This is a genomic window from Streptomyces sp. NPDC014889, from assembly GCF_043081205.1.
Classification (GTDB): Bacteria; Actinomycetota; Actinomycetes; order Streptomycetales; family Streptomycetaceae; genus Streptomyces.
On sequence record NZ_JBIBWH010000011.1, the window covers coordinates 86,710 to 99,330 of the forward strand.

General features: G+C 71.4%; 8 protein-coding genes. 6 read left to right on the forward strand and 2 right to left on the reverse strand.

Annotation, left to right across the window (positions count from 1 at the left end; genetic code table 11):
- Positions 1 to 25: 25 nt before the first annotated feature.
- From ACF09J_RS22715 to serA, 5 genes are all read left to right on the forward strand, one after another.
- Positions 26 to 3,163 (forward strand): putative bifunctional diguanylate cyclase/phosphodiesterase, encoded by a 3,138-nt coding sequence (locus ACF09J_RS22715; protein ID WP_392307262.1) that lies wholly within the window; start codon positions 26 to 28, stop codon positions 3,161 to 3,163.
- Between the two features lie 242 nt (positions 3,164 to 3,405).
- Positions 3,406 to 5,253, forward strand: a complete 1,848-nt coding sequence (locus ACF09J_RS22720; RefSeq protein ID WP_392307263.1) for an acetolactate synthase large subunit — start codon at positions 3,406 to 3,408, stop codon at positions 5,251 to 5,253.
- A gap of 20 nt (positions 5,254 to 5,273) precedes the next feature.
- Positions 5,274 to 5,798, forward strand: a complete 525-nt coding sequence (gene ilvN / locus ACF09J_RS22725) for an acetolactate synthase small subunit (protein WP_392307264.1) — start codon at positions 5,274 to 5,276, stop codon at positions 5,796 to 5,798.
- 117 nt (positions 5,799 to 5,915) lie between these two features.
- Entirely contained in the window at positions 5,916 to 6,914 is a 999-nt protein-coding gene (gene ilvC / locus ACF09J_RS22730; protein WP_141358082.1) for a ketol-acid reductoisomerase, read from the forward strand.
- A 315-nt stretch (positions 6,915 to 7,229) separates the two neighbouring features.
- Positions 7,230 to 8,819, forward strand: coding sequence for a phosphoglycerate dehydrogenase (gene serA, locus ACF09J_RS22735; protein ID WP_392307265.1), 1,590 nt, complete (start codon positions 7,230 to 7,232; stop codon positions 8,817 to 8,819).
- 107 nt (positions 8,820 to 8,926) lie between these two features.
- On the opposite strand, the gene ACF09J_RS22740 is transcribed toward serA, so the two are convergent.
- On the reverse strand, positions 8,927 to 10,498 hold the full coding sequence (locus tag ACF09J_RS22740; RefSeq protein ID WP_392307266.1) for an MFS transporter: 1,572 nt from the start codon (positions 10,496 to 10,498) through the stop codon (positions 8,927 to 8,929).
- Between the two features lie 97 nt (positions 10,499 to 10,595).
- Between ACF09J_RS22740 and ACF09J_RS22745 the strand changes: the two genes are divergently transcribed.
- Positions 10,596 to 11,189 (forward strand): TetR/AcrR family transcriptional regulator, encoded by a 594-nt coding sequence (locus tag ACF09J_RS22745; protein WP_392307267.1) that lies wholly within the window; start codon positions 10,596 to 10,598, stop codon positions 11,187 to 11,189.
- Here the strand turns inward: ACF09J_RS22745 and ACF09J_RS22750 are convergent.
- On the reverse strand, positions 11,186 to 12,562 hold the full coding sequence (locus tag ACF09J_RS22750; RefSeq protein ID WP_392307268.1) for a PucR family transcriptional regulator: 1,377 nt from the start codon (positions 12,560 to 12,562) through the stop codon (positions 11,186 to 11,188). The genes ACF09J_RS22745 and ACF09J_RS22750 overlap by 4 nt on opposite strands.
- Between the last annotated feature and the right edge of the window lie 59 nt (positions 12,563 to 12,621).

Genomic DNA, 12,621 nt, shown 5'->3' on the forward strand with positions numbered 1-12,621 from the left:
CGGGCGCACGGACCGGGAGGTCCCGGTGAGCCCGCCACCGCCCACCATGACCGCGTTCGACGGCGCGCTGCGGACGCCGCCCGCGCCGGGGACGCTGCTGTCCCGGCCGCCGGCCACCGACTGCCGGCCGAGACTGGCACCGCAGCTTCTGCTGGCCCTGGTGTGCGCGGGATACGCCGTCGGCGCCGCGTGCGGCTGGGGGTCCAGCGAGCTCGCCCTGTTCATGGGCGACTTCGGGCTGAGCGCCGCGGCCGGCGCCGCCGCCGTCTCGTGCGCGCTGTACGCCCGCGGCCGCCACGTCCGCTTTCGAACCGCCTGGCTGCTGTTCGCCCTCTCCTCGGCGATGGCGGCCCTGGGCAACTCGGTCTGGGGGTGGTACGAGGTCGTCCTCGGCGCGTCCGTGCCCAGTCCCAGCTACGCCGACCTCTTCTTCCTGTGCTTCGCGCCGCCCGCGATCGTCGGCCTGCTCGTGCTCGCCAAGCGGCCGGCGAACAGGGCCGGGTGGATGTGCCTGGCGCTGGACTCGTGGCTGATCGGCGGCTCGCTGCTCACCCTTTCCTGGAGCCTCGCACTCGCCCAGGCGGCCAAGTTCGACGGGTCGAGCGTCGCGCACACCGCGCTCTCGCTGGCGTACCCGCTGCTGGACATCGCCCTGGTCTCCATGGTGCTCGCGCTGCACTTCCGGCGTTCCTCGATCAACCGCACCGCCGTGAACACGGCGATCGGCGCGCTCGCCCTGACCGTGCTGTGCGACGCCCTTTTCACCTCGCCGCTGCTGCACAACAGCTACCGCTCGGGACAACTGCTCGACGCCGGCTGGTTCGCCGGCTCCCTGCTCCTGGCGTACGCCCCCTGGGCGGCGCCCCGTCCCGGCCGCCCGGCCCCCGGCCGGCACGACACGGAGCCGTACGAGACGGACCCGTCCCGGGGGGACCGGTCGGAGGGTCACCAGTTGGACGGGTGCGACCCGGGTCCGCGCTCCGCCGACGGCCACGCGCGCGTGGCCGACGCCTACGGGCACGGCCCCGAGGACCACGCGCGCGCGGTGGACGACCACGTGCCCGGACAGCAGTCGGCCGCCGCGCGTCCGGTGCCCGGCGGGCCGCCCGCACCGGGCGCGGACCACGACCGGTATCCGGCCGGCCGGCCCGTCGCCGGGTCCCTCGCCGCCCTCACCCCGTACCTCGCCGCGGCCGTGTGCACGCTGGGGGTCCTGTACAACGCGCTCGTCGGCCACAGCGTCGACCGCGTGGTGCTGATCACCGCCGGCGCCGTCGTGCTGGTGCTTGTGGTGCGCCAGGGCATCGTGCTGCGCGACAACATCGCCCTCGCCCAGGAACTGGCCCAGCAGGAGAACCACTTCCGCTCCTTGGTGCAGGGCTCCAGCGACGTCATCATGATCGCCGCGCCCAACGGCATCCTGCGGTACGTCTCCCCGGCCGCCGCCGGGGTGTACGGGCGGCCCGCGGAGGAACTGGTCGGCACCGAACTGGCCGGGCTCATCCACCCGGAGGACCTGGGCTCCGTGGTGCACGAGGTGCGCCGCTTCCTGGTGGCCAGCCCGCTGGAGGAGCCCACCGCGCGCATCGAGTGCCGCTTCCGGTCCGGCCACGGCGGCTGGCTCAACGTGGAGTCGACCGTCAACCGCCACCACGGCGGCCTCATCTTCAACAGCAGGGACGTGACCGAGAGAGTGCGCCTCCAGGCGCAGCTCCAGCACAACGCCGAGCACGACCCCCTCACCGACCTGCCCAACCGGGCGCTGTTCACCAGACGCGTCCAGCAGGCGCTGTCCGGCCGCCGTTCGACCGACCACGGCACGGCCGTGCTCTTCATCGACCTCGACGGCTTCAAGGCCGTCAACGACACCATCGGGCACCAGGCCGGTGACGAGCTGCTCGTCCAGGCCGCCCGCAGACTCCACGAGGCGGTACGGCACGGGGACACCGCGTCCCGGCTGGGCGGCGACGAGTTCGCGGCCCTGATCGTCGGGGACGGCACCCGCGACCGCACCGCCCGCGAACGGCACATCCTGGAGCTCGCCGACCGCCTCAGGGTGACGCTGTCGCAGCCGTACGCCATCGACGGCAGCGATGTCCGGGTGGCCGCGTCCATCGGCGTTGCCTTCGCCGAACCGGGCCTCGGCGCGGGGGAGTTGCTGCGCAACGCCGATCTCGCCATGTACCGCGCCAAGGCGGCGGGGAAGGGCCGGGTCGAGTTGTACAAGCCGCAGATGCAGCAGGACGTGGTCCGCAGGGCGGAGCTGACCACCCGGCTCAGAAACGCCCTGCACGAGGGCGAGTTCACCCTGCTGCACCAGCCGGTGGTCCGTCTGGACGACGGGCGGATCACCTCGGTCGCCGCCCAGGCGCGCTGGCGGTCCTCGCAGGGCGTGCTCTTCACCCCCGCCGAGTTCCTGCGGGTGGCCGAAGACAGCGACCGGACGGCCGAACTGGGCCGCTGGATGCTGGAGGAGGCCGTGGCGCAGGCCGCCGAGCGCGCCGCCGCGACCGGCCCGAGCGTGTCCGTGGTGGTCCGGATGGGTGCCCGCCGCATGGTGGACCGCTCGCTGCCGCCCGGCACCGTGGAGGCCCTGCTGACCCGGCACGGGCTGCCGTCCGGCGCCCTGGTGATCGAGTTGTCCGACGCCGACCCGCGGGTGCCGCTGGACGAGCTGGAGCGGCGCCTGGCCGCCCTGCGCAGGCTCGGTGTGCGCATCGCGCTGGACGGCTTCGGCAGTGGCCACGGGGCGGTCACGGCCCTCAGAAGGCTCCCCGTCGACGTGCTGAGGCTCGACCGCAGTCTGGTCGAGGGCGTCGTCGAGTCCGCCCGGCTGCACAAGATCACCAGTGGTCTGCTCCGGATCGCCGGCGACCTCGGGCTCCGCTCCGTGGCCGACGGCGTGGACCTGCCGGAGCAGGTCGTGGCCCTGCGCGCGATGGGCTGCACGCACGGGCAGGGCATGGCGTTCTCCGGCCCGCTGGACGAGTACCGGCTGCGCCGGGCGCTCACCCGCGGCCACTACCAGGTGCCGCACGGTCCGGCCGAGCCGGTGTTCGCCGGCGGAAGCACCGGGGCCTACACGGCGGCGGGAGTGCCCGTCGTCTTCGGAGGCGGGCCGGCCTTCCGCTCACATGATGAGACTCCCGTCCCACCCACTTGACACCGGGTGCGTGCCGGAGGGAGGGTCATTTCCATGCGCACCCGAATTCTCGTACTTGGACAGCGCGTCGGCTGAGCTGGGAATCACCGGACGACGATCCGGAACCCAGCGACCACACCGGCGCGCTTCCCCTCGCTTGCCTTGCGGCACGAGGGGTTTTTTGTTGCACGAGCACCTGGCGTGCGGCACCCGAACTCCGCCCAAACCTCGCATAAACCCTCAGCATCGAGAAGAGAATGCCGATGACCGAGCAGGCCACCGGGGCCCCTCATCCGCAGCCGCGGCCCCGATCCGGAGGACACCCGTCCGCGCCCGAGCGTGTCACGGGTGCGAAGTCCCTCATCCGCTCGCTTGAGGAGGTCGGGGTCGACACCGTATTCGGCATTCCCGGCGGCACGATCCTTCCCGCGTACGACCCGATGATGGACTCCAGCCGGGTGCGCCACGTGCTCGTCCGTCACGAACAGGGTGCGGGCCACGCGGCCACCGGTTACGCCCAGGCGACCGGCAAGGTCGGCGTCTGCATGGCCACTTCGGGCCCGGGCGCCACCAACCTGGTGACGCCGATCGCCGACGCGAACATGGACTCGGTGCCGCTGGTCGCGATCACCGGCCAGGTCGTCTCCAAGGCGATCGGCACCGACGCCTTCCAGGAGGCGGACATCGTCGGCATCACGATGCCGATCACCAAGCACAGCTTCCTGGTCACCAAGGCCGAGGACATCCCGAAGACGATCGCGGAGGCGTTCCACATCGCCTCGACCGGCCGCCCCGGTCCGGTCCTCGTCGACATTCCGAAGGACGTGCTGCAGACGCAGACGACCTTCTCCTGGCCGCCGGTCATGGACCTGCCCGGCTACCGCCCGGTCACCAAGCCGCACGCCAAGCAGATCCGCGAGGCGGCCAAGCTCATCACCTCCGCGCGGCGGCCCGTGCTCTACGTCGGCGGCGGCGTCATCAAGGCCGGCGCCACCGCCGAGCTGAAGGTCCTCGCGGAACTCACCGGAGCGCCCGTCACCACCACCCTGATGGCGCTCGGCGCATTCCCCGACAGCCACCCGCTGCACGTGGGAATGCCGGGCATGCACGGTGCGGTCACCGCCGTCACCGCGCTGCAGAAGGCCGACCTGATCGTCGCCCTCGGAGCCCGCTTCGACGACCGCGTCACCGGCAAGCTGGACAGCTTCGCCCCGTACGCCAAGATCGTCCACGCCGACATCGACCCGGCCGAGATCGGCAAGAACCGCGCCGCCGACGTGCCGATCGTCGGGGACGCCCGCGAGGTCCTGGCCGACCTGATCCAGGCCGTCCAGAAGGAGCACAGCGAGGGCCACCGCGGCGACTACACCGCCTGGTGGAACGACCTCGGCCGCTGGCGCGAGACCTACCCGCTCGGCTACGAGCAGCCCGCGGACGGCTCGCTCTCCCCGCAGCAGGTCATCGAGCGCATCGGGCAGCTCGCACCCGAGGGCACGGTCTTCGCCGCGGGCGTCGGCCAGCACCAGATGTGGGCCGCGCACTTCATCCAGTACGACAAGCCCGCCACCTGGCTGAACTCCGGCGGCGCCGGAACCATGGGCTACGCCGTCCCGGCCGCGATGGGCGCCAAGGCCGGGCAGCCGCAGAAGACCGTCTGGGCGATCGACGGCGACGGCTGCTTCCAGATGACCAACCAGGAACTCACCACCTGCGCGCTGAACAACATCCCGATCAAGGTCGCCGTCATCAACAACGGCGCCCTCGGGATGGTCCGCCAGTGGCAGACCCTTTTCTACAACCAGCGGTACTCCAACACGGTGCTGCACTCCGGCCCCGACGACGTCAACCCGGAGGCCAGGGGCACCCGCGTCCCCGACTTCGTGAAGCTGTCGGAGGCCATGGGCTGCTACGCCATCCGCTGCGAGTCCCCTGAGGACCTCGACAAGGCCATCGAGGAGGCGAACTCGATCAACGACCGCCCGGTCGTGGTCGACTTCATCGTCCACGAGGACGCGATGGTCTGGCCGATGGTCGCGGCCGGCACCTCCAACGACGAGATCATGGCCGCCCGGGACGTCCGCCCCGACTTCGGCGACAACGACGGCGACTGACAGAGAGCTGAGTGAGAACCATGTCCAAGCACACCCTCTCGGTCCTCGTCGAGAACACGCCCGGCATCCTCGCCCGGATCGCCGCCCTGTTCTCCCGCCGCGGCTTCAACATCGACTCCCTCGCGGTCGGCGTCACCGAGCACCCCGACATCTCCCGCATCACCATCGTGGTCAGCGTCGAGGACTTCCCGCTGGAGCAGGTGACCAAGCAGCTCAACAAGCTGGTCAACGTGCTGAAGATCGTCGAGCTGGAGCCGGCGCAGGCCGTGCAGCGCGAACTCGTCCTGGTGAAGGTGCGCGCCGACAACGAGACGCGCTCCCAGATCGTCGAGATCGTCCAGTTGTTCCGCGCCAAGACCGTCGACGTCTCCCCGGAGGCCGTGACCATCGAGGCCACCGGTTCCAGCGACAAGCTGACGGCCATGCTCAGGATGCTGGAGCCGTTCGGCATCAAGGAGCTGGTCCAGTCCGGCACGATCGCGATCGGACGCGGCGCCCGCTCGATCACCGACCGGTCGCTGCGGGCCCTGGACCGCTCCGCCTGATCCGGGTCGGGCGGCCGGGTGACACCGGCCGCCCGGATACCGAGACTTCCAGACCTCCCGTCCCCCCACCGGCATACGGTGGGAAGCACCAACTGCACACCAAGGAGAGAACCCAAAGTGGCCGAGCTGTTCTACGACGCTGACGCCGACCTGTCCATCATCCAGGGCCGCAAGGTCGCGGTCATCGGCTACGGCAGCCAGGGCCACGCCCACGCCCTGTCGCTGCGCGACTCCGGTGTCGACGTCCGGGTCGGTCTGCACGAGGGCTCCAAGTCCAAGGCCAAGGCCGAGGAGCAGGGCCTGCGCGTGGTCACCCCGGCGGAGGCCACCGCGGAGGCCGACGTCATCATGATCCTGGTGCCGGACCCGATCCAGGCCCAGGTCTACGAGGAGTCCATCGCCCCGAACCTGAAGGACGGCGACGCGCTGTTCTTCGGCCACGGCCTCAACATCCGCTTCGGCTTCATCAAGCCCCCGGCCGGCGTGGACGTCTGCATGGTCGCCCCGAAGGGCCCGGGCCACCTGGTGCGCCGCCAGTACGAGGAGGGCCGCGGCGTTCCCTGCATCGTCGCCGTCGAGCAGGACGCCTCGGGCAACGCCTTCGCGCTGGCCCTGTCGTACGCCAAGGGCATCGGCGGCACCCGCGCCGGCGTCATCAAGACGACCTTCACCGAGGAGACCGAGACCGACCTGTTCGGTGAGCAGGCCGTCCTGTGCGGTGGCACCGCCGCGCTGGTGAAGGCCGGCTTCGAGACCCTGGTCGAGGCGGGCTACCAGCCGGAGATCGCCTACTTCGAGTGCCTCCACGAGCTGAAGCTGATCGTCGACCTCATGTACGAGGGCGGCCTGGAGAAGATGCGCTGGTCGATCTCCGAGACCGCCGAGTGGGGCGACTACGTCACCGGCCCGCGCATCATCACCGACGCCACCAAGGCCGAGATGAAGAAGGTCCTCGCCGAGATCCAGGACGGCTCCTTCGCGCGCACCTGGATGGACGAGTACCACGGCGGTCTGAAGAAGTACAACGAGTACAAGAAGCAGGACTCCGAGCACCTCCTGGAGACCACGGGCAAGGAGCTGCGCAAGCTCATGAGCTGGGTGAACGAGGAGGCGTGAGCCTCGCGCCGAAGGGGCCGGAGCACTACCGCTCCGGCCCCTTCGGCGAACCCGGCGACGCCCGCGGTCCATGGCCGGTTCGCGGTGTCGTCCCGCCCGGCCGGCCACGGACGGGTGATCCTTCCGCGGTGGCGCAATACGATGCGGGCGACGCCATTACACTTCTGAACTACAACGCGTCAGGCCCACAGCGTCGTGCGTCTTTCACGCGGCTAGCCCCCTCCTCCGCCTGCGGCCGTCGGGACACGGCCGTCCGCATGCTCCCCCCTAGCTTTTCAAGGCATGGGAGGTGCCCCCAGATCTGTGAGGACTCACGTGAGCTCGAAACCCGTCGTACTCATTGCTGAAGAGCTGTCGCCCGCGACCGTCGACGCGCTCGGCCCGGACTTCGAGATCCGGCACTGCAACGGCGCCGACCGGGCCGAACTGCTCCCCGCCATCGCCGACGTGGACGCGATTCTGATCCGCTCGGCGACCAAGGTCGACGCCGAGGCCGTCGCCGCGGCGCACAAGCTCAAGGTCGTCGCACGAGCCGGCGTCGGCCTGGACAACGTCGACGTATCCGCCGCCACCAAGGCCGGCGTGATGGTCGTCAACGCCCCGACCTCCAACATCGTGACCGCCGCCGAGCTCGCCTGCGGCCTGCTCCTGGCCACCGCCCGCAACATCCCGCAGGCCAACGCCGCGCTGAAGAACGGCGAGTGGAAGCGCAGCAAGTACACCGGCGTGGAACTCGCCGAGAAGACCCTCGGCGTCGTCGGCCTCGGCCGCATCGGCGCCCTGGTCGCCCAGCGCATGTCCGCCTTCGGCATGAAGGTCGTCGCCTACGACCCGTACGTGCAGCCCGCGCGGGCCGCGCAGATGGGCGTCAAGGTGCTGACGCTGGACGAGCTGCTCGAGGTCTCCGACTTCATCACCGTGCACCTGCCCAAGACGCCCGAGACCCTCGGCCTGATCGGCGAGGAGGCGCTGCACAAGGTCAAGCCGAGCGTGCGCATCGTCAACGCCGCGCGCGGCGGGATCGTCGACGAGCAGGCGCTGTACTCGGCCCTCAAGGAGGGCCGTGTGGCGGGCGCCGGTCTGGACGTGTACGCCAAGGAGCCGTGCACGGACTCGCCGCTGTTCGAGTTCGACCAGGTCGTGTGCACCCCGCACCTGGGCGCATCCACCGACGAGGCCCAGGAGAAGGCCGGCATCGCCGTCGCCAGGTCCGTCCGCCTCGCCCTCGCCGGTGAGCTCGTGCCGGACGCGGTGAACGTCCAGGGCGGCGTCATCGCTCAGGACGTCAAGCCCGGCCTGCCGCTCGCCGAGCGCCTCGGCCGCATCTTCACCGCGCTCGCCGGTGAGGTCGCGGTCCGCCTCGACGTCGAGGTGTACGGCGAGATCACCCAGCACGACGTGAAGGTCCTGGAGCTCTCCGCGCTCAAGGGCGTCTTCGAGGACGTCGTCGACGAGACGGTGTCCTACGTCAACGCGCCGCTGTTCGCCCAGGAGCGGGGCGTGGAGGTGCGCCTGACCACCAGCTCGGAGTCGACCGACCACCGCAACGTCGTCACCGTCCGCGGCACGCTCGCGGACGGTGAGGAGGTCTCCGTGTCCGGCACGCTGGCCGGCCCCAAGCACCTGCAGAAGATCGTCGCGGTCGGTGAGTACGACGTCGACCTCGCGCTCGCCGACCACATGGTCGTCCTGCGCTACGAGGACCGCCCCGGCGTCGTCGGCACCGTCGGCCGCGTCATCGGCGAGGCCGGCATCAACATCGCCGGTATGCAGGTCGCCCGTGCGGCCGCCGGCGGAGAGGCGCTGGCGGTGCTGACGGTCGACGACACGGTGCCCGCGGGGGTCCTCACGGAGGTTGCCGAGGAGATCGGTGCGACGTCCGCTCGTTCGGTGAACCTGGTCTGAGGCCACCGTTCCCCGGGGGTTGCGCCCCCAGACCCCGCTTCGGCCTGAACGGCCTCGTCCTCAATCGCCGGACGGGCTCCTGGAGTCCGTCCGGCGATTGTGTGTTCTCAGGCCGCGGCCTCCGCCGCCTCGGACTCCGCGACCGGCGCCGCCGCTTCCCTGACGTGGATCCGGCGCAGTGTCGTCGCCGCTCCGATCGCCGCGAGGAGCAGGATCGCCGCGCCGGTGAGCGCCGCGCCGTGCATTCCGCTGGTGAAGGCCTCCCGGGCGGCGGTGGCCAGGGCGTCTCCCGTGCGTCCCGGCAGATGACCGGCGACGGCCAGCGCGCCGCCCAGGGTCTCGTGGGCCGCAGCCGGGGCGGAGTCCGGGATCCCGTGACGGTAGATCGCCGTGCCGATCGAGCCGAGGACCGCCATGCCCAGGGCGCCGCCGAACTCCGCGCCGGTCTCCAGCAGTGAGGAGGCCGCGCCCGCCTTCTCCACCGGGGCCGCGCTCAGCGCCAGGTCGGTCATCTGGGACAGCACCGCCACGATGCCCGAGGCGAGGACACCGGCCGCGACCAGCACCAGCCAGAGCGAGTCCGGGCCGGCCAGGGCCAGCATGCCGTAGCCCGCCGCGGCGACCGCGAAGCCCGCCGTCACGACGTAGGCCCGGTTGACGCCCTTCTGGACCAGCGCGGCGGCGACCGGCGCGGCCATCCCGATCGGCACGGACGGCAGCAGTGCCCACAGGGCCGCCTCCATCGCGCTCTTGCCGAGCACCGACTGCAGGTACTGCGTGGTGAAGAACGCCGAGCCCAGCATTGCGAAGGACGAGACGAGGTTGAGGACCACCGCGGGCGCGAAGCCACGGCCGCGGAACAGGGCCGGCGAGATCATCGGCGAGGCCGCCGTGCGCTGACGGTGGACGAAGAGGGCCGCGAAGAGCAGGCCGACGGCGACGGAGACGACGTACAGCGGGTGGACGCCCTCGGACGGGATCTTCTTCAGGCCGTAGATCACGGGCAGCACCGCTGCCATGGACATCGGCACGCTCAGCAGGTCGAAGCGGCCCGGTTCGGGGTTCCTCGACTCGGGCAGCAGGAGCGGGCCGAGCACCAGCAGCAGCACCATCGCGGGCAGGTTCACCAGGAACACCGAGCCCCACCAGAAGAACTGGACCAGCACGCCGCTCAGCACGGAGCCGAGCGCGATCCCCGCGGTCATCACGCCCGACCAGATGCCGATCGCCTTCGCGCGCTGGGCGGGGTCGGTGAACATTGTGCGGACCAGCGCCATCGTGGACGGCATCAGGGTCGCCCCGCCGATGCCGAGGACCGCGCGGGCGGCGATCAGGGTCCCGGCGCTGTCCGCGTACGCCGCCACCAGCGAGGCGGCTCCGAACGCGACGGCGCCGACCAGCAGCAGCCTGCGACGGCCGATGCGGTCGCCGAGCGAGCCCATCGTCATCAGCAGGCCGGCCAGGACGAAGGCGTAGATGTCGAAGATCCAGAGCTGCTGGGTGCCGCTCGGCTCCAGGTCCGCGCTGATCGCGGGGATGGCGAAGTACAGGACCGAGACGTCCATCGAGACCAGCAGCAGCGGCAGCATCAGCACGCCGAGAGCGGTCCATTCGCGGCGCCCGGCGCGCGGCGGGTTCACGGGCGGCGGGGTCGTGGTGGTGCTCGTCGAGTTCGTCATGCCCAGCAATGTACGCACGTCTTAAACGCTTGTCTAGGACGCTTGTATAAATCAGTTGTCTAGGACGGTTGTATGGATCACGGGTAAGGTGGCCGGCATGGGACACCGTGAGGACCTGCTGGAGGGCGCCAAGCGCTGCCTGCTGCAGAAGGGGTTCGTGCGCACGACCGCGCGCGACATCGTGAAGGAGTCGGGGACCAACCTCGCGTCGATCGGATACCACTACGGCTCGAAGGACGCGCTGCTGGTGCAGGCGTACGTCTCCCTCATCGAGGGGATGGGCGACCGGTTCGAACCCGGGTGGGGCGCGGGCGGGACCAGCCAGGCGCCTCCCGGCTCGCTCGAGCGCTTCCGCGAGGTGTGGGCGAACATCATCCGTTCGATGCCCGAGTCACGGGGGATCTGGCTGCTGGGCTTCGAGATCGTCCTCCAGGGCGACCGGCTCCCCGAGGTGCGCAAGATGCTGGTGGAGGCGGAAGAACAGGGTCGTTCCGGGCTGCTGCCGCTGTTCAACGGCATCCCCGAGGCCGACCAGAGCAAGGAGACCGTCGACAGCGAAGGCCGCCTCTACCAGACCCTGTTGCAGGGCCTGATGGTGCAGTGGCTCTTCGACTCCGACTCCGCGACCGACGCCGACCAGCTCACCGAGGGCCTGCGCCGGGTCATCGAAGGAACCGGACGCAACTCCTAGAGTCGTGCCGCCTTCAGGGCCATGTGCAGCAGCAGCCGGTCCTCGCCGTCGTCCAGGTCGAGGCCCGTCAGCTGTTCCACCCGGGACAGCCGGTAGTAGAGGGTCTGGCGGTGAATGCCCAGCTCGGCGGCGGTGCGCCCGGCCTGGCCCGCGCAGTCGAGGTAGACCTCGGCGGTGCGGGCCAGCTCCCGGTGGGCGGGGGAGAGCAGCGCGTGCAGGGCGGGGTCGTGTGCGGCCTCCGGGGGCAGCGAGGTGAGCAGCCGGTACGGGCCTATGGCCGCCCACTGCGCGACCGGCCCCAGCCGCGGCTCCGCCAGCGCGGCCCGCGCCGCCGCCGAGGCCTCCGCCCAGGCGGTCCCCAGCCCGGCGAGCCCCGTCCGCGCCGCGGCGATCCCGGCGGCCACCCCGCCGCCTCCGGCTCCGCCGCGTGAAGCTCCCCCGGCGATCCGGCCAGGGCCGCCGTTCCATCCGGCGGCCGCGTCCCGGGCGGCTCCGCCGCTTGCCGCACCGGTGCGGCCCACGCCGCCCTCGGGGTCTCCCGCCTGTCCGACGGCGACGCCCCCGGCGCCGGCGCGTGCGCTTCCCGCGGCCGTGCGGGGAGCGCCGCCGGACCGCCCCGCCGCCCGTTCCAGCAGGCGGGTCGCCGCCGTCACCGCCGGTGTCAGGGTGTCCGTGGAGCGCAGGCTGACCAGCAGCGCGAGGCTCTGGCCCGTCGTCCCCCAGGGGATCGCGCACAGGGCCCTGGCGCCGGGCAGGGTGCGCACCGAGGGCGCGTCGTCCGGGTCAGCCGAGGGCCAGGGGGCCACGCACACCACCGTGTGCGGGCCGTCCGCGCGGACACCCAGGGCCGTCCGCAGCTCGGCCACCGCCATGTCCCGCGGCCAGCCCGGCTCGGCGGTCAGCACCGCCCGCAGCTCCCGGGTGAGGTCCGCGCCGTGCTGGGCCTCGTCCGCCAGCAGCGCGCCGATCCGCCCGGTCACCAGCATGGCCGCGGCCAGTTGCTGCTCGGTGGGCCCGGGGTCGTAGTCCAGGAGCCAGACGTAGCCGAGGACGACACCGCGATGGCGGACCGGGAGGCAGATCCGCCCCCGGTACACGCCCGCCTCCGGGGTCCGCGGAATGCGCACCGGACCGGTCGCCCGGGTGATGCCGAAGCCCTCGAACCAGTGCCGGACGGCCGACGTGGAGCGGCGGGTGAGGATCGAGCGGGTGCGCACCGGGTCCAGGGCGGACGGATCCAGGTCGCCCTCGCTGTCGTAGGCGCCGAAGGCGATCAGCTCGAAGTTCCGGTTCTCCAGGGTGGCCGGCGCGCCGAGCAGCTCCGAGATCTCGTCGACCAGCTCCTGGTAGTCACCCTTGTAACTGGATGTCACTCGGGCATTCTCCCCCATTTCCGCCGGGCCTTCATACATCTGTCTGAGATCATGTGCGC

Coding starts and splice junctions, on each gene's coding strand:
- ACF09J_RS22720 (WP_392307263.1), top strand. CDS start 3,406: ATGACCGAGCAGGCCACCGGGGCCCCTCATCCGCAGCCGCGGCCCCGA.
- ilvN (WP_392307264.1), top strand. CDS start 5,274: ATGTCCAAGCACACCCTCTCGGTCCTCGTCGAGAACACGCCCGGCATC.
- ACF09J_RS22740 (WP_392307266.1), bottom strand. CDS start 10,498: ATGACGAACTCGACGAGCACCACCACGACCCCGCCGCCCGTGAACCCG.
- ACF09J_RS22745 (WP_392307267.1), top strand. CDS start 10,596: ATGGGACACCGTGAGGACCTGCTGGAGGGCGCCAAGCGCTGCCTGCTG.